21 protein-coding genes and 1 riboswitch are annotated in these 17,072 nt (G+C 38.6%); of the genes, 17 read left to right on the forward strand and 4 right to left on the reverse strand.

Features of this window, described 5'->3' with window-relative positions; translation table 11 throughout:
* Positions 1 to 7 precede the first annotated feature (7 nt).
* The 3 genes from QSJ81_RS02860 to QSJ81_RS02870 all read left to right on the forward strand — a co-directional run bounded on the left by QSJ81_RS02860 (position 8) and on the right by QSJ81_RS02870 (position 1,820).
* Positions 8 to 706, forward strand: a complete 699-nt coding sequence (locus QSJ81_RS02860) for an alpha/beta fold hydrolase (RefSeq protein WP_285715902.1) — start codon at positions 8 to 10, stop codon at positions 704 to 706.
* Positions 703 to 1,497 carry a malonyl-ACP O-methyltransferase BioC gene (gene bioC / locus QSJ81_RS02865; RefSeq protein WP_285715903.1) on the forward strand — a complete coding sequence of 265 codons (795 nt, stop codon included), beginning with the start codon at positions 703 to 705 and terminating at the stop codon, positions 1,495 to 1,497. The genes QSJ81_RS02860 and bioC overlap by 4 nt, the downstream gene beginning before the upstream one ends.
* Before the next feature lie 119 nt (positions 1,498 to 1,616).
* Positions 1,617 to 1,820: a small, acid-soluble spore protein, alpha/beta type gene (locus QSJ81_RS02870; protein WP_285715904.1), complete on the forward strand. Its 204-nt coding sequence runs from the start codon at positions 1,617 to 1,619 to the stop codon at positions 1,818 to 1,820.
* Between the two features lie 456 nt (positions 1,821 to 2,276).
* Here the strand turns inward: QSJ81_RS02870 and QSJ81_RS02875 are convergent, their stop codons facing one another.
* Entirely contained in the window at positions 2,277 to 2,825 is a 549-nt protein-coding gene (locus QSJ81_RS02875) for an ester cyclase (protein WP_285715905.1), read from the reverse strand.
* A gap of 382 nt (positions 2,826 to 3,207) precedes the next feature.
* Here QSJ81_RS02875 and QSJ81_RS02880 point away from each other — a divergent pair, with 382 nt between their 5' ends.
* The 3 genes from QSJ81_RS02880 to QSJ81_RS02890 all read left to right on the forward strand — a co-directional run bounded on the left by QSJ81_RS02880 (position 3,208) and on the right by QSJ81_RS02890 (position 4,550).
* On the forward strand, positions 3,208 to 3,477 hold the full coding sequence (locus QSJ81_RS02880; RefSeq protein ID WP_285715906.1) for a winged helix-turn-helix transcriptional regulator: 270 nt from the start codon (positions 3,208 to 3,210) through the stop codon (positions 3,475 to 3,477).
* 169 nt (positions 3,478 to 3,646) lie between these two features.
* Complete coding sequence (locus QSJ81_RS02885) at positions 3,647 to 3,847, forward strand: small, acid-soluble spore protein, alpha/beta type (protein WP_285715907.1); 201 nt, start codon at positions 3,647 to 3,649, stop codon at positions 3,845 to 3,847.
* An 82-nt stretch (positions 3,848 to 3,929) separates the two neighbouring features.
* Complete coding sequence (locus tag QSJ81_RS02890) at positions 3,930 to 4,550, forward strand: cytochrome b/b6 domain-containing protein (protein WP_285715908.1); 621 nt, start codon at positions 3,930 to 3,932, stop codon at positions 4,548 to 4,550.
* A gap of 7 nt (positions 4,551 to 4,557) precedes the next feature.
* On the opposite strand, the gene QSJ81_RS02895 is transcribed toward QSJ81_RS02890, so the two are convergent.
* Together QSJ81_RS02895 and QSJ81_RS02900 are read right to left on the reverse strand one after the other, a co-directional pair.
* The gene (locus QSJ81_RS02895; protein WP_285715909.1) at positions 4,558 to 5,961 is read right to left on the reverse strand and encodes a nickel-dependent hydrogenase large subunit; all 1,404 of its coding nucleotides are present in this window, start codon (positions 5,959 to 5,961) and stop codon (positions 4,558 to 4,560) included.
* A gap of 6 nt (positions 5,962 to 5,967) precedes the next feature.
* Complete coding sequence (locus QSJ81_RS02900; RefSeq protein WP_285715910.1) at positions 5,968 to 7,200, reverse strand: hydrogenase small subunit; 1,233 nt, start codon at positions 7,198 to 7,200, stop codon at positions 5,968 to 5,970.
* Positions 7,201 to 7,343: 143 nt separating this feature from the next.
* Between QSJ81_RS02900 and QSJ81_RS02905 the strand changes: the two genes are divergently transcribed.
* Together QSJ81_RS02905 and QSJ81_RS02910 are read left to right on the forward strand one after the other, a co-directional pair.
* On the forward strand, positions 7,344 to 8,714 hold the full coding sequence (locus tag QSJ81_RS02905; RefSeq protein ID WP_285715911.1) for an FAD-dependent oxidoreductase: 1,371 nt from the start codon (positions 7,344 to 7,346) through the stop codon (positions 8,712 to 8,714).
* The gene (locus QSJ81_RS02910) at positions 8,711 to 9,004 is read left to right on the forward strand and encodes a ferredoxin family protein (RefSeq protein ID WP_285715912.1); all 294 of its coding nucleotides are present in this window, start codon (positions 8,711 to 8,713) and stop codon (positions 9,002 to 9,004) included. The genes QSJ81_RS02905 and QSJ81_RS02910 overlap by 4 nt, the downstream gene beginning before the upstream one ends.
* Positions 9,005 to 9,011: 7 nt before the next feature.
* Here the strand turns inward: QSJ81_RS02910 and QSJ81_RS02915 are convergent, their stop codons facing one another.
* Positions 9,012 to 9,590: a xanthine phosphoribosyltransferase gene (locus tag QSJ81_RS02915; RefSeq protein ID WP_285715913.1), complete on the reverse strand. Its 579-nt coding sequence runs from the start codon at positions 9,588 to 9,590 to the stop codon at positions 9,012 to 9,014.
* 189 nt (positions 9,591 to 9,779) lie between these two features.
* A riboswitch (purine riboswitch) is annotated at positions 9,780 to 9,879 on the reverse strand.
* A 366-nt stretch (positions 9,880 to 10,245) separates the two neighbouring features.
* Between QSJ81_RS02915 and hydE the strand changes: the two genes are divergently transcribed.
* From hydE to QSJ81_RS02960, 9 genes are all read left to right on the forward strand, one after another.
* Entirely contained in the window at positions 10,246 to 11,283 is a 1,038-nt protein-coding gene (gene hydE / locus QSJ81_RS02920; RefSeq protein ID WP_285715914.1) for a [FeFe] hydrogenase H-cluster radical SAM maturase HydE, read from the forward strand.
* Positions 11,284 to 11,410: 127 nt separating this feature from the next.
* Complete coding sequence (gene motA, locus QSJ81_RS02925) at positions 11,411 to 12,196, forward strand: flagellar motor stator protein MotA (RefSeq protein WP_038669214.1); 786 nt, start codon at positions 11,411 to 11,413, stop codon at positions 12,194 to 12,196.
* Positions 12,196 to 12,954 carry a flagellar motor protein MotB gene (gene motB / locus QSJ81_RS02930; RefSeq protein WP_285715915.1) on the forward strand — a complete coding sequence of 253 codons (759 nt, stop codon included), beginning with the start codon at positions 12,196 to 12,198 and terminating at the stop codon, positions 12,952 to 12,954. The genes motA and motB overlap by 1 nt, the downstream gene beginning before the upstream one ends.
* Positions 12,955 to 13,085: 131 nt before the next feature.
* Positions 13,086 to 13,463 carry a holo-ACP synthase gene (acpS, locus tag QSJ81_RS02935; RefSeq protein WP_285716061.1) on the forward strand — a complete coding sequence of 126 codons (378 nt, stop codon included), beginning with the start codon at positions 13,086 to 13,088 and terminating at the stop codon, positions 13,461 to 13,463.
* Positions 13,464 to 13,465: 2 nt separating this feature from the next.
* The gene (locus QSJ81_RS02940; RefSeq protein WP_285715916.1) at positions 13,466 to 15,019 is read left to right on the forward strand and encodes an NAD(P)H-hydrate dehydratase; all 1,554 of its coding nucleotides are present in this window, start codon (positions 13,466 to 13,468) and stop codon (positions 15,017 to 15,019) included.
* Positions 15,020 to 15,198: 179 nt separating this feature from the next.
* Entirely contained in the window at positions 15,199 to 15,471 is a 273-nt protein-coding gene (locus tag QSJ81_RS02945; RefSeq protein WP_038669226.1) for a CopG family ribbon-helix-helix protein, read from the forward strand.
* Positions 15,472 to 15,473: 2 nt separating this feature from the next.
* Positions 15,474 to 15,824, forward strand: coding sequence for a type II toxin-antitoxin system PemK/MazF family toxin (locus tag QSJ81_RS02950; protein ID WP_285715917.1), 351 nt, complete (start codon positions 15,474 to 15,476; stop codon positions 15,822 to 15,824).
* 102 nt (positions 15,825 to 15,926) lie between these two features.
* Positions 15,927 to 16,820, forward strand: coding sequence for a ComEC/Rec2 family competence protein (locus QSJ81_RS02955; protein ID WP_285715918.1), 894 nt, complete (start codon positions 15,927 to 15,929; stop codon positions 16,818 to 16,820).
* A 1-nt stretch (position 16,821) separates the two neighbouring features.
* Positions 16,822 to 17,049: a DUF3006 domain-containing protein gene (locus QSJ81_RS02960; protein ID WP_285715919.1), complete on the forward strand. Its 228-nt coding sequence runs from the start codon at positions 16,822 to 16,824 to the stop codon at positions 17,047 to 17,049.
* The last annotated feature ends 23 nt before the right edge of the window (positions 17,050 to 17,072 follow it).

A 17,072-nucleotide genomic window follows, 5' to 3' on the forward strand; every position in this document is an offset into this window, starting at 1 on the left:
CGTCTAGATGTCAGTCCTTTTTATTCATGGTTGGGCAACTAATAAAGCCATTTGGCCACAAAGTCTTGTGGGGGAGAAAAAACATATTTATGATTGTGAGAACTATCCAAATTATCAACACTTAACAAATACTTTTTTGGAGATATGCAAGCAGGAAGAGAAAAAAATCACACTAGTGGGATGGTCTTTAGGAGGGATGTTATCGTTACAATTGGCGGCTGAGTATACCGCGAAAATTGACAGGTTGATTCTTCTATCCACTACACCGCGCTTTACTTTGTGCCAAAGTTATGAGGAGGGATTACCAGGAAGTGTAGTAAAAAACTTAAGCCGCAAGCTCGCTCGTAGTTCATGGGAAGCGCAAATAGAATTTTATAAATTAATGTTTTCTCCAAGGGAAAAAGAATGGCAACAAAAATTTATTACTCACATAGCACCTCATTTTTCTAACATTAATGTTAGTAGCTTGCAAGCTGGGCTTTCTTATTTAATGGAACAAGATTTACGACAGGAGCTGGCGAAAGTTAATATTCCCTGCCTCATTATTCATGGTATGGAAGATAAGATTTGCCCTCCTAGTGCTGCTCAATACTTATTGCAGCATTTGCCGCAGGCCGAGTTAAGATTGCTGCATGGCACAGGGCATGTTCCCTTTGTAACGCAAGAAAAGTATGTAAAAGATCTAGTACTGGAGGGGATATTATGATTAACAAAACCCAGGTAAGTTGTCATTTTGGCAGAAGGTCTCAAGCTTATGATGAATATGCAGTTGTACAAAAAAATATGGGATATTCTCTAGTGGAATTGGTTAAAGAAGCCGGAGTATTTCAGAATATCTTGGAAATTGGCTGCGGAACAGGATTTTTGACAGCGTTGTTAGCACAAATGTATCCTATGTCGAAAATTACCGCTAGCGATATTTCGCCAGAAATGTTAGCAGTGGCTAATAAAAACTTATCACAATATGAGAATGTAAGTTATGTTCTGGAAGATGGAGAAAACCTAAAGTTGTCTGAGAAGTTTGATTTGATTGTTTCTAATGCTGCATTTCAGTGGTTTAATGATTATCAGCAGGCTTTTACGCAAATGGAGCGTCATTTATTACCTGGAGGGTGTCTTATCTATGCTACTTTTGGCGAAAAAACCTTTTATGAATTAAATCAGTCTTTTCAAGCAGCCCATAAATCTTTAGAAATTACAAAGGTGCACCATGGCCCTGAGTTTATTTCTATGAAAAAATTAGCTGATATTACTTGTGGTCTAGGGCTTTCAGTTCAACTAGAGGAGGAAACTATAACAGAAAAGTTCAAAGGAGTCCGGGATTTTTTGACGTCAGTAAAAAAAATAGGAGCTAACAATTCTTCTAACGGGAATAATATATTAATTCATCGACGGCTTATGTTATCGATGATGGAATTTTATAAAAATGCATTTGAGCAGTTTGGGCAAATACCTGCTACATATCATATTATTTATGGCAGCCATAAAAAAAGCTAGGGTACTTTTAGGGGCAATACTTGCGTTATGATTTGGTAGACCTTTTTGAAATGAATAGCTTTCAAGCTAACAGTAGATAATATAGTTAGATCCTCAAAAATCTACTGGAGGTGAATAGTATGGGTAAAGGCGTAATGTCGCAAGAATACAAAGATAAATTAGCCTATGATCTTGGCTTCGGTGAGAAAGTGGAAGATGGAAATTGGAGCGATGTCACTACCGGTGAAGTTGGATCTATGGTACGTGAAGCTATTAGACGTGGTGAACAAGCGATAGTGGAAGAAGCAAAAACTAATGGTGAAGTTCATCAAAACGCTAAATAAATATGTGTGGCATTTCGTAAAATCCTGCTAATTCATATTGTGAATTGGCAGGATTTTATATTTAGAGATAGCGATTATTAACTCGTAGGTAGTTACTGCTTGATCTTTTTTTTATGCTTTGCATTCTGAGTTTGGCTAATTTTTCAAATAAACCTTTTATTGATTACAGATTTTTGGTCGGACACTTATCAGCAGGAATTTGAAATATTTTAATATGTAGAAATTAGTAACAGAGGATACCCTTAGTCAAATCGTAAACTAAGGGTATCCTCTGTGCCACTGAAGGGATAAGGCAGTTCTGTTGACAGATCCAATTCCGGCATCTCAGCCAAAGGAATATTGGTGAAATGATAAAAGTGATTATACAAAGAGGGTAAGGGCCAGAATAAATTATACTTCTGATGACCGTTGATAATTAGTATAATTTTTCAGCTTTATCGGCTTGATATATGATAGTTAATTTTCTGCTACTACTCCGAGTTGTTGCATTAAAGTTAAATTGTCTTCTAAGTGCCAATCCTCAATAATTTTCCCAGCATTAATACGTAAAACATCAATTGCCATGAATTTAATTGGCTTTCCAGTAGGCTTTTTTCCGAGAAACTCGCCCTCATGTGTTCCAGTAAATAAAAGACGAGCTGTTACTTTATCTCCAACTACTATTAAATCTTCTATCTTACATTGCAAGTCAGGAACCGCTTTACGAAAGTTACGAGACGCGAATAACAAGCCTTCAGGACCTTGGGGCCGACCTATCGGTAACGTGTTATCAATGAAGGTGGGGACAATTGTTTTTGGAATAAGAGCCTCATTGCCAGTATTCCAGAATGCATAGAAGCGTTGTGCGGCTTGAACCATTGCTGTAGCTTCTTCTGGATCTAATGAAGGATCAATTGTCATCGAATTTGGTTGAGGAAGATCTTGTAGCAGTTGGATTTCGTTTGTAAGGATTGCGGCAGTCTTATTTTCTGAAGCAAATGTCTTTGTTATGTTACATGTTAACACTGATAGCATTACCCCGCAGATAATAGCAAAACATGCGATTGGTCTGACGACTCTTTTTTGTAAATTCATAATTTTCTCCTCCGGTATATTATTTGCTAGATTCGCTCTATGGTTGTTCAGTCAAGGCTAAAAACAAATTTTTCGCTGATCCTGGGATCAACTGATCAGAGTAAGCAAGAAAGCAGTAGTGGGCTGTCTCGGCTTTTTTTTGCAGTCATTTTAATCACCTCCCAAGTGATAGGGATGAAAAAGTAGATTTATTGATATTATACATGTCGATAATTCATTTATGGAAGTAGTGTTATTTAATTCATATAGTTTCCCTGAGTATATTAATGCGATATATTTAGCTTTATAGACATTTTTTTTTGAAGCTATCTTGATGGAGGAAATTGAGACAGTCGTGTTAACAAAAGGGATACCGGGTGAACCTTGCCCCATTGCCAAAACACTTGACGTGATTGGAACCAAGTGGACCTTTTTGATTATTCGAGACTTACTCATCGTAAAAACGATGCGGTTTAGCGAATTGTTTAAGATCTATGGACGAGATAAGCCCGAAAAATTTAGAGGTTGTAGGACTTTATTATTGGATATAAGGTTGTTCAAATTGCCAAAAGGACCCGAGTGGTCCTTTTGGCTTATTAATTAGTTTTATTTTATAAACATTGGGCGTTTATTAGCCAGAGACTTTAGAAAAGGTTATTTAGTTACATCACATTGGTGTGAAGTAACTGAAATAACCTTTTTAACTGAATGGCTTTTGATGTAATTGTCAATACTATAAATAGGCTTCCAAAATAATTACTGGAGGTGATTATATGGGTAAGGGAGTAATGTCCCAAGAATACAAAGATAAATTAGCCCATGATCTTGGCTTCGGTGAGAAAGTGGAAGACGGAGATTGGAGCGATGTCACTACCGGTGAAGTCGGATCTATGGTACGTGAGGCTATAAAACGCGGTGAGCAGGCAATGATAGAAGAAGCAGAAAAAAATGGTAACAGTCATCAAAATATATAGTAGTCCTTTAGTCCAGAAGTTTTAAAAAACTTCTGGACTATACTTTCTATAGTAAGGGAATGTGCTTTTAAGGAGATGCTTTATGAAGTTACTTTTACATCCACTGCCAATACGGATTTTTCATTGGGTATTGTTTATTTGTATTATGGTACTATTATTTACTGGATTATATATAAACAGAGCTTGGGACATGGTACTACTGCCAATGCGAGTCAATCGAAAACTTCATACCCTTTTTAGTGCCGTCTTAATCGTGAATCTAATGGGGCATTTGTATTATTATTTATACACGAGAAAAATCACTGATGTTATATTTACACTTCGTGACTGGGTAAATATACCCAGTTTTCTACGTTATGTTTTCTTTATTAAGCCAGATCACCCTAACTTTGGTCGTTATAATCCAGGACAGAAGTTATTGTTTTCCTTTTGGTTTTTAACAATAATAATTGCTGCTATTACAGGCATCATCTTATTATTCCCCGAAAATTCTCAATGGTTTCAGCGAATGTTAGGTGGGTTAAACATCATTCGAATTTTGCATTTTTACGTAGGAATCTTTTTTGCTATGTCGATTCCCCTACATTTATATCTTGTATTTACAGAAAGTCCAGCCAATTTACAGGCTATGTTTACTGGATATATTAACAAAGATATAAAACCCGAGATAATCAAAAAAGAAAAGGAAGATCCAAGTATTTAATGTTAGGCTAGAGAGTCATAGGCGGTTTATGTTCTGGGGCATCTATCATATGGACGGCGCAGGTAAAGCAAGGGTCAAAGGAGCGGATTACCCGACCAATTTCTATTAGATCTTCTGTATTGGCGACAGGTGTATCTAGCAGGCTTTCTTCGACGGGGCCCCGTTTTCCTTGATTATCGCGAGGGGAAAAGGTCCAAGCGGTTGGTGTAACAATTTGATAATGTACAATTTTACTATCCTTTATTTTGATCCAGTGGCCTAAAGGTCCACGCATTGCATCTGTTAATCCAGCACCTTCACCCTGCATTGGCACCGCATATTTTGAAAGAGTAGGGCCACCAGGGACAAGCTGGCTAATCCAATCTTGCGCCATGCGGCATATTTTAAGTGTTTCGCGGGCACGTGTGATGATTCGATCCATAACGCCTGTGCCCCGTTGATATTCGCCACTAATCCAAGCCCTGGCAAGCGGACCTCCTTCAAAAGCATAACCCTCATAGCGAGGAGATTTTATCCAAGAATAAGCTTCTGCTTTATTTCGATCGGGTACTGTTTTTCCTTCTATAGGATTACGTGTTTCTTGGTCATCCTGGTACCAACTATGTTTTATGTCTTCACCAATTTTACTGGTATCAAGGGGCTGTACCTTACCTTTTTCAAAAATAACACCCGAAGGAAATTCCCGTTTGCCAGTTATCGGTTGGGGAAACATGCCGTAGGAGATCATATTACCTTTAGTACTGCCGATAGTATAGTAATCTTTATAATAATCGGCTAAGACGGCCACATCATAGAGATAGACGTTTTCAACCCAGTCCGTTAGTTCCTGTAAAATACCTAGGTACGCACTGATGCGATCAGCGGATGCTTGCTCAGTGACTCCAGTAACAAGAATTGTTTGCTGCATTGGAATTTTGGCACCAAAAATCGCCAACATTTCATGGGCACGCATCGCCTTGAGCATACCTTCTTTTGTATGAGCCATTAATTCGTCAGTCAGCTTTTTGGGTAAGCGATAGTCACCTTCAAGTCGAGGCGTATAGGGAGGCATGTTTGGACCTTTCAAATAATCATAAATGGCCAGAACGTAAAAATGACGGATCTGATTTTGTATAATATCTGCTGCAAAAATTAAATTGATGATGTGCTGACCATTTAATGTCGGTGATAATCCAAAGGCCTGCTGCATGGCAAATGTAGCAGTTACAGCATGTGCGCTGGAACAAATTCCGCAGATACGTTGTGTTAGAAGCGCCGCATCACGTGGATCGCGTCCAATCATCATTATTTCAAATCCACGAAACAAAGTAGCCCCAACTGTGGCATCCACTACTTTACCATTTTGAATATCAACATCCACTCTAAGGGGTTCGTGTACCCTTGTCATAGGGAAAATTACTTTTTTTGTCATACCTTTTCAGTCCTCATTTTTATCTTTGCCTTGAAGGATTTCAGCCAACTTACGTCGCCACCACTTGCGGTGTCGTACAGGATGATTCGCCTCTAACTTTCTTGTTTTAGCAAGTAAGGCGTTTTTTTGTTTTGTTAGCTCTTCTAATTCTTTTTTCGCTTGCTCTAGTGTCTCAGGTTCCGAGACTTCGAGAGGTTTGGTACCATCAACATAATGCTTATGTATTCGTTTTTTGTATATTCCAACCGCAAAATGTGTGGCAACGCCGCCTGTACCTAGAGCTACCATCGCTGCGCCGATCTTCTTTACATTTAATGCCGTGAAAGGAGTTTGAATGTCTGGTAAGTGGTTATAAAAAGGCATCATTCCATCTGGAAAATTAGGACTGGCGCAGCCAATGCAGGGAGCGCCAGCTTTGACAGGCCAATTAACATAATGATTCCACTGGCGTAGAGGGCAATCGGCATGAGTAACAGGACCTTTACAGCCTACCCGAAACAAACAACCCTCGCCACCAGGAAAATCAGCAAATATTCCATCCTCAAATTGCTGACGTCTTTGGCATAAATCGTGAATCGTTTTGCCAAAGAACATAAGGGGACGATTATAACTATCCAATTCGGGTACGCCATAAAACAAAAGATGACTAAAAGTTCCCGTCATCCAATCAGGATGAGCAGGGCATCCAGGGATATTGATCACTCGCCTATTTACTACTTCCCATACACCTTTCGCGCCAGCAGGGTTAGGATGAGCTGCGGAAGGGCCACCGAAGGCAGCACAATCACCAACAGAAATCACATATTTTGCTTTTGCCGCAATATCCATTATTGCTTCTAGACCTGTCACCATTTTGCCATTTCTGAGAAAGACTTCATTATAGCGGCCGTTATCAGCTGTCATTACAGATCCTTCTACGACAAGCCAAAACTTTCCGGCTTCCTTTTCTAACGTTTCTTCTAAAGCTTTGGTGGCATCTTCACCATTGGCAACATTTAATAACCAATGATAGCGAACATCTAGTATTTCTGACAGTAATTGTTCTAAGGTGGGGTTCACGGCATTTTCTAGTGATACAGAATTTCCCGTGCAAGAGCCAAGTTCCAGCCAAATTACAGGTGCCTTGTTGGTTTTACTTTGCGCAATGGCATTATGCATGATAGGAATTAGGTACTCTGTTAGGCTCATTCCCACAGCCGTCGACATACATAAACGAATAAATTCTCGTCTTGAAAGCATAATGAGTCATTCTCCTCAGTGTCACTATACTGTCTAGCTTTTCCAAGATTGCCTGAATTTATGTGAACGTGGGAAAATAACCCACATATCCTTCAAGAATAGCAATAATAAGGATATGCAATACTACTGTAAGGGTGATTTGTATGTTAACAGATTGGTATAAGGCGAAGAAACCACGCAAAATCGGAAAGCAAGGTAATCTGCATAATGAGAGCAGTAACGTGAAAAAATATGACGTTATTGTGGTTGGCGCGGGTCCCGCAGGAGCTAGCGCTGCTTATTTTATGGCAAAAGAAGGACTGGATGTTTTGCTTTTAGAGCGAGGACCTTTTCCGGGGTCTAAAAGCTGTGGTGGTACTTCACTGATTGCCGAACATACTCACAAATTATTCCCTAACTTCTGGGAAGAATGTCACTGCGAACGTATTGTAATCCAACAAGGTTATTGGTTTATGACAGAGGATTCGTTACTGTCATCTTCTTTTCAAAGCATGAAACTAGCTGCCGCTCCTTATAATCATTTTACAGTAAAACGCAGAAGTCTTTATCAATGGCTTGTTGATAAAGCTAAAGCCGTTGGGGCGTTTGTGTATTTTAATCATCATGTTGCAGAAGTAATATTTGACGGTACTCAAGCGATTGGCGTTGAAGTATCATTACCACAAAAATCTAGATTCTTTGCGAATGTTATTATTTTAGCTGACGGAGCCAATTCTTTGGTCGGTGAACGCTCTGGACTTATTCCTAGAGTATCACCCGAAAACTTAGCATTGTATGTAAAAGAAACCATTGCCCTCCCAGCCCAGGTCATTGAAGAGCGGTTTAATCTGTCTCCTGGTTATGGTAGCTTGATTGGGTTGATCGGTTATCCTACGGCTGGTTTTAATGGCACTGGTTCAATACATACTTTCAAAGATAGTATTAATATTAATGTTGGATTGGCAATTTCTGATTTTGCCATATCAGGCATTCGTCCCCATGAACTCTTAGACCGCGTAAAAATGCACCCTTTTATCCAAACTCTATTGATTGGTGGCAAGACAATCGAATATGGGGGCTCGGTAATTCCAGAAGGTGGGTATCATGCCATCCCGAAACTAGTTCATCCAGGTTTACTGGTAATTGGCGATGCCGCATCCCTAGTTAATGGCACCCATGGCATAAATTTGGCAATGTGGTCGGGATTCTTCGCTTCCCGAGCAGTTTATGAAAGTAAAAAAAACAGGGATTTTTCAGTAAAAAAATTATCGTTATATCGTACCTTGTTAGACGAAAGTTTCGTTATGCAGGATCTAAAAGCGAATGCCAAAATTGCCAGTCTTCAACGTGAATTACCTTATTTATTCGACTTATATACCAAGATAGCGAATGATACAGCCTATCATGTAGCAAAAGTATATTCGATGCCCAAAAAAGCGAAACGTAAATTTATTTTTAAGAAAATAACCAGTATCCAGCCTATTCTTAAAATGGCTAGTGATATATGGAAAATATTGAAGGTAGTAAAAGGATGAATAAAATTGATGATCGGCTAAAGTTTCTTCATTATCAAATCGATGAGGATTGGCAACATGTGATTGTTATAGACGAGGCGATTTGTCAAAATTGCCATAATAAACAATGCCTTACTTTCTGTCCATCGGGTGTATTTAGAGAAAATAAAGAAAAAAAACAACCGCTACTCATACTGTATAAACAGTGTATTGAGTGTGGCGGTTGCCGTCTGATTTGCAATAACATTGATTTTTCTTATCCCAAGGGGGGATATGGTGTTCTATTTATGGAAGGGGAGGAACAACTATAAAAGGAACTTAGTCATCTGATAAGAAATTAGCTTGTCCTTGTGAAAAGGAACCAATTCTTGCGAGTGATTCCACTCGGTAACCAGCTTGCGCTAATTTTTGGGCTCCAGGTTGGAATGACTTTTCAATTACAATTCCTATCCCTACAACCGTAGCATTTGCTTGTTTAACAATATTAGCCAAACCTGCAGCAGCTTCGCCGTTAGCTAAAAAATCATCAATAATCAGGACCTTGTCCTCTTTTTGCAAAAATTGCTTTGAGACAATAATGTCATTGCTTTCATTTTTTGTAAAAGAATAAACCTTTGTGGAGTATAAGTTATCATTAACAGTAACCGATTTCTTTTTGCGTGCGAAAACAACGGGTACTTTAAGTACCAGCCCTGCCATAACTGATATTGCGATTCCTGATGACTCAATAGTTAAGATTTTGGTAATTGACTCTCCTTCAAAGCGGCGAGCAAATTCTTCTCCGATTTTCATCATAAGTTCAGGATCAATTTGATGATTTAAAAAGGAATCAACTTTTAGCAAAGAATCATTTAGAACTAAGCCATCGGACTGAATCCTTTGTTTTAGTAAATCCATATAGCCTCCTTTATTTGTGGGAACAGTATAGTAAATAATTAACAAAGCCCTGACAGGGAAATTCGCCTTAAAAGATGAGCGAAAATTCCTCGTCAGGGCTTTTACCCTTCGATATAGTGTATTAACACTTGCATCACTGTTCACAACCACTATTTAAACATAAGACTGATTGTCTCGATAGTGTGGAACCCTAGATGCATTTTCACCCGTAGAAGGCAATTCATGGTTGCCTGTAGAAACTTTTGGGCCATATCCCCAAAAATATACGAGAATGTAGTAACATGTGAATTTATTCTAGCAGTCTCAAATCTCATTGTCAATGAAGAGTAAGACAAAAAGTTACTTATTTTGCGTTACGAGAATGTCTTATAAAAAAATGCCCCATTATTTCCTGGAAATAGTATAAGTTGGTGGTTATTAAAATAATAGGAGTGAGAGCGTATTTCTATCAATCTATATCTTTAGGTAGATGCATTTATTTAAATAATATTTTATATTAGAAGTAATTGATTTGACTATATCAGCAAGTGGCAGGAAAAATAGCACACTTTGTCAAAATCTAGCCGACTATTTAGATAGAATGAAGGATTACTAGTGAAAATGAAGAAATGATACACTAATAGTCTGTAAGTATTGGTAGTAGGAGGATAGCTGTGTGTCAAAAGTACTGGATATAATCAAAAAAGCGGAAAGCACTCATTCTTTAACCAAAGAAGAAATCGTAGAATTACTTAATTATGATGAGTGTGACCAAGAATTATTTATGGCAGCTGATAGGGTGCGCAGTCAATTCGTGGGAGATCAAGTACACTTGCGTGGTTTAATCGAGTTTTCAAATATCTGTCAACAGAACTGCTGCTATTGTGGACTAAGAAGGGATAATGCTAAAGTTAAGCGATATAAGTTACTGCCTAACGTCATTATTGAACTTGCTAAAAAAGCAAAAGATTATGATTATAAGACGGTTGTTCTGCAATCGGGTGAGAGTCAATCCTACACTGTAACTGAGATGGAACATATTATTCGCAGTATAAAGGCATTGGGATTGGCTATTACATTAAGCCTTGGTGAGAAAAGTAAAGAGGAATACCAAAAATACAGAGAAGCCGGTGCTGATCGGTATTTGCTTAGGATCGAAACTACGGATGAAAAAGTTTATGAAAGCTTACATCCAGGCATGAGTCTTACCAATAGAATGCGGTGTTTGGTTGATATAAAAAATCTTGGGTATGAAGTAGGAACTGGATGTTTGGTAGGACTTCCGAATCAAACGATGGAATCATTGGCTGGGGATATTTTATTTTTTAAGTCCTTGGATGCCGATATGATTGGACTAGGTCCCTTTATCCCTAATGAAGATACACCATTAGCGCAGGAGGTAGGTGGCAGTTTTACCCTTAGTATTAAAGTGATGGCTATTACTCGATTGTTGTTGCCCGATGCGAATATACCAGCGACTACAGCTATGGAAACTCTAAATAAAAATGGTCGTATGATTGCATTGCAAAGTGGTGCCAATGTTGTTATGCCAAACGTTACAGAAGGTGAGTATCGAGAAATGTATATGCTATATCCTGGTAAGATTTGCATTAATGATACACCAAAACATTGTAGAGGTTGTATTACAGGCAAAATTCAAGGGATTGGTAGACAGGTATCAACCGAATATGGTTATCGACAAAGAAAAAAATAGACTACATCTTTGCAGGAATATGCAGAAAAATGAAGAAATATGTATAGTGGTTTTTGGATTAATTTAGATAATTATATATATTATTCATAGGTTATACCTGTGAATAGAATTTTAGGGGGCTGTAATTTTGGAATTATCGACAGTATTAGGTGTTGTAGTTGGTTTCGTGGCTGTTGGCGTTGGGATGGTACTTAAAGGGGCAAATTTGGCGGTGTTAATTAATCCAGCGGCTTTTTTGATTATTCTCGCTGGTACAGCTGCTTGTTTGTTAAATGCTTTTCCTATGGAAATTCTTCAAAAATTTCCGACGCTAATTAAAATGCTATTTAAGAAGCCGGAGTTTATGTCAAAGGTTGATATGCTGAAAATGTTTGTGGAATTATCCCAAACAGCAAGACGTGAAGGTATTTTGGCACTTGAAAGCCGTGTAGACGAGGTGCCAGACGTTTTCCTTAAAACTGGTTTGAGTATGGTTATTGACGGTCTTGATCCGGACTTTGTAGGGGACGTATTGGAAGCTGAAATTCAGGGAATGGAAGAGCGACATCGTGTAGGAGCGTTAATTTTTTCCCAGGCCGGCTCCTATGCTCCAACGTTAGGGGTACTTGGTGCGGTAGTTGGTTTGATTGCTGCATTAGGAAATTTGAATGATATCGATGCTCTTGGACATTCTATTGCAGCTGCCTTTGTTGCTACTTTACTAGGGATATTTACCGGATATGTTATTTGGCATCCATTCTCAAATAAATTAAAAATGATGTCAAAAAAAGAAGTTGAAATAAGGAAGATGATGGTTGAAGGGATACTATCCCTGCAAGCTGGTGATTCACCTACAGCAATTGAAGCAAAACTTACTGTGTTTATTTCCCAAACAGAGAGAAATCAGATGAAGGCCAAAACGGAGGAAGCATAATGTCCAGACGGAAAAAACATCATGATGCTCATCATGAGGAACACATGGATGAATCATGGCTCATTCCTTATGCTGATATATTGACATTGCTGCTTGCACTGTTTATCGTGCTATTTGCATCGGCTCAAGTAGACCAAAAGAAATTTGATCAAATGGCTTATTCTTTTAATGCAGCTTTTAGTGGCAGCCCCTCTGTTTTTGATAACAATCGGGCTATAACGCCAGAAGTTGATGCTTCTAAGCCGAATCAAAGTACGCTTGATAGTACTACAGAGCAATCACATCTAAAAGAAACTGTTCAACTTTTAGAGATTAAAAAACAAATGGATCGTTATATTCAAGATAATAATTTATCTGGTGATCTAAATACTCTACTAACTGAAGACGGTCTGATGATTCGTATTAAGGATTCTGCATTGTTTACTTCAGGAAGTGCTGATCTGCGTCCCGAATCCTTGCGTTTGGGTGAAGAGATTGGCAAGTTATTAGCCCCATTATCGCAAAAAATCGTTATCTCAGGTCATACCGATAACGTACCAATTAACACGCGGGAATTTCCTTCTAACTGGGAATTGAGTGCAAAACGATCAATTAATTTTATGAAGTTCCTACTAGGTAAGGAAAGTAAATTACAGCCTGAAAAGTTTAGTGCGATTGGGTATGGCGAATATCGTTCACTTGAGCCCAATGATACGATTGATGGACGTGCGAAAAATCGACGCGTAGAAGTGCTCATTATGAGAAATTTTAAAATGTAAGTAAAAATGAAGGACTTAGCGATAGCTGAGTCTTTCATTTTTGTGTCTATTAAAATTTAGCCGCTTGTATTGGCAAAACTCGGTCAATACTGATACAATGCATAATAAAGAGTAAATTTGGAGTGACGTTAGTGATTATTGGTACTGGTATTGATATTATTGAAATTGATCGTATTAAAGCTGCTATTATACGCCAATCCTTTGTAGAGAGAGTGTTTACTTTAAGTGAACGAGAGTATTGTGAAAGCCGAGGCTTGCAAAAGGCATCTTCTTATGCAGCTCGATTTGCTGGTAAGGAAGCGGTAATGAAAGCCTTTGGTACGGGTTTAGCAGGTGGAAGTCTTCAAGATATTGAAATCTTTCTCAATGACAAAGGGTGCCCATATGTAAATTTAAGCGGTAAATTTGCCGCTTTGGCTAGAGCTTTGGGGGTTAACTCAATTCATATATCATTGACACACGCGCGGGAGTATGCCGCCGCACAAGCTATTTTATGGGGAGGTAAATAAAGATGAAAGTAGTGACAGTTGCCCAAATGCGAAAAATTGAGCAGGCAGCAATTGAAGAATATGGTATCCCCGGTATTGTTCTCATGGAGAATGCTGGTGTAGAAGTAGTAAAGCAAATAGAAAATGTACTTGGTAGTATACATAATAAAAGGATTTCTGTTTTTGCGGGTACTGGTAATAATGGAGGCGATGGCTATGTTGTCGCTCGGCATCTATATAACCAAGGTGCTAAGGTTAAGGTTTTTTTAATTGGAAGTAAAGCCAGTGTTGTAGGAGATGCATTGACTAATTTGCAGATCATTACTTACATGGGAATTGATGTACTAGAGGTAACTAACTCTCATGATTGGGATAAAGTAAAAATAGCGATGACGTTCACTGATTGTTTAGTAGATGCATTATTAGGTACAGGTTTTGCAGGACAATTACGAGAAAATATGACACAAGTTGTGGAAAGTATTAATAAAATGAATAAGGTGACGATTGCAATTGACGTGCCAACAGGTGTTGACGCGGATACTGGTCAAATTCAAAGTGTAGCAGTCAAAGCTAGTCATACAATAACCTTTGCCTTGGCGAAACAAGGACTTTTGCTATATCCAGCTGCTTCTTATGTTGGGGAGTTATGTGTTGCTGATATTGGAGTTCCCAGGTTGTTATTAAGCGATCCTCAAATTCAGCAAAATCTTATTACGAGTAAAGATGCTCGGGAAATATTTTCGAAGAGGCAACCAGATGTCCATAAGGGGAGTTGTGGAAAAGTCTTAGTCGTAGCTGGTTCTAAAGGTTTGACTGGCGCTGCTGCTCTTGCTTCTGATGCTGCGCTGCGTTCTGGTGCCGGCATGGTGACCTTAGGTATTGCCGAAAGTTTGCATGAAATTATGGAAATCAAATTAACGGAAGTTATGACGAGTCCTTTACCGGAAGCCGGAGATGGCTTTGTTGGAGAAGATGCTTTTGATGAAATTGTAACGCTTTCTTTGAAAAATGATGTAGTGGCTATCGGCCCTGGCCTAGGAAGACAGACAGAAACATTAGAGCTTGTGCGCCAAATCGTGAAAAATGTAGAGAAACCTTTAGTACTCGATGCAGATGCTCTATATGCACTAATTGACCATACTTCTATTTTATTAGAGGCGAAGTCAATGCCTGTGCTGACGCCTCATCCAGGAGAAATGGCGCGTCTTGTCGGTTTAACACCAGAAGAAGTAAATCAGGATCGGATTTACATTGCTAGGCAAGCTGCTACAGAGTGGGGAAGTATCGTTATTTTGAAAGGTGCACGAACAGTTGTAGCATTTCCAGATGGTGAGGTATATATTAATAGTAGTGGTAACGCTGGTATGGCTACAGCTGGTGCTGGTGATGTTTTAACTGGGGTAATTACAGGACTTATTGGTCAGGGGTTATCGAGCCACGAGGCCGCATTAGCTGGTGTGTATCTTCATGGATTAGCTGGAGACATTGTTGCTAGAGGTGGAATGATCGGTATGGTGGCCAGTGATCTTATTAAAGCATTGCCAGCAGCAATATTTGGAATTCAAGAAAAGGACTAAGCATAAAATAACCTTTTTTCATGCATACTTAATGGTGGTAGGTATATTTTCAAATATAATTTGCAGCCGGTTATCATCCGCCAAATGATAAAATCGTGTATAAAAAAATTGACATTTGTATATAAAAAAATTATAATCAATCTATATGAATGTATGTGTTAACTGGCGGGGGTGAAGGCGTGGCAGAATTGAGGCGTATTATGATTAGTATCCCGAATAGTTTGCTTCAAGAAGTGGATGGTATTATTGCTATAGAAAAATTAAGTCGGAGTCAATTTGTGCGCGACGCTATGCGTCTTTGTATTGAAGAACGTAAACGTAAAGAAGTGTATGATAGAATGCGTAAGGGATATCAGGAGATGGCGGGAATTAATCTGACATTAGCTGAGGAAGGATTGCTGGCTGATGCAGATACATTTGAAATGCCTACCCTGCTGGCGGAGCGTGAATAAAAATGGTCGTAAAACGTGGGGATATTTATTATGCCAATTTAAGCCCGGTAGTGGGTTCGGAACAAGGAGGGCATCGTCCCGTTTTAGTCATACAAAATGATGTTGGTAATAAATATAGTCCGACCGTTATCGTGGTAGCCATTACTTCACAAATTTCGAAAGCTAAATTGCCGACTCATGTAGAAATCAATTCGAAACAATCTAGTTTGGAAAAAGACTCCGTTATTTTATTGGAGCAATTACGTACTATTGATAAACGTCGATTAAAAGAGAAAGTCTCTCACTTAAATGATGATATTATGAGTATGGTTGATGAATCGATAAAGGTGAGTTTGGGTTTGGTTGAGGTATAATTTGTGATCTAAAGTGAACTGTTTTATTTTAACAAACAACTAGGACTTGGTGAAAACCAAGTCTTTTTAGTTAGAAAATGATATGTTGTGAGGAGTTTTATTATGATACGTAGATGGTTAGCAGTATTCATGTTGCTAATATTTGTTACTATGGTTGTAGCAGGTTGTAGTAAACAAAGTGTAAAACCAGCAGGGCAAGGGGGGCAAAAGCAAACTAGTTCAGCAAGTTCACCTCTTACTGTGAAGGTACTAGATATTGGACAAGGTGATGCGATTTTAATCCGCGTAGCTGGGCAAACTGTATTGGTTGATTCAGGAGATATTAATACTAGAGAAAAATTGGTGCAATACATAAAAAAAGAGGGCATTACCACAATTGATAAGGTAATCATTACTCACCCACATGCCGATCATTTAGGCGGAATGCCAGGAGTGTTAGATAATTTCAAAGTTAATCAGATTTACGATAGTGGACAAACTACGACCACTGCCCTGTATCGTCAGTATTTAACCCTAGTAAAAAAGAAAGAGATACCTTTTACCGTGCTTACTGCCGGTACTGAGATTGTTATTACTGATGATATTAAACTTAAAATTCTTGCGCCAGAAAAGCCATTTATAACAGAATCGGAGTTGAATAATAATTCTATAGTTACTAAACTGGTTTATAATAACTTTTCCATGCTATTAACTGGAGATGCGGAAAAGGAATCGGAAAACCGCATGGTGAAAACCTATGGAAATGAGCTTAAAAGTACTATATTGAAAGTTGGACATCATGGTAGCAACACCTCTTCGTCAATTGAGTTTTTAAAAATCGTAGCCCCGGAAGCTGCTATTATCTCATTAGGTGCTAACAACGATTATCACCATCCTCATCCCTCTACAATGAAAAAATTAAATGAGGCCAAGGTGAAAGTATATCGTACAGATACAGATGGGACGGTAACAGTAAATAGCGACGGAAAAACTTATACAATATCAAAGGAGCAGTAATATGAAGGTTCAAGCTGTCATTGATCGTTTTGAAGGAAGTAAGGCAGTATTATTAGTAGGTGAGGATGAAACGCAGGTATCATGGCCTTGCTGTAGCCTACCTAGTGAAGCGGCAGAGGGAGATATATTGCAGATTGCCTTGGAGGTTGATCAGCAAGCTACTAATGCGGCAAGGCTAGAGGCAGAGAATCTCTTGAAGGAAATTGTAAAGAGGAATCAGGAAAGCTAATGCTTTCCTGATTTTTTTTGTAT

It is taken from the genome of Pelosinus sp. IPA-1 (assembly GCF_030269905.1).
Lineage (GTDB): Bacteria > Bacillota > Negativicutes > DSM-13327 > DSM-13327 > Pelosinus.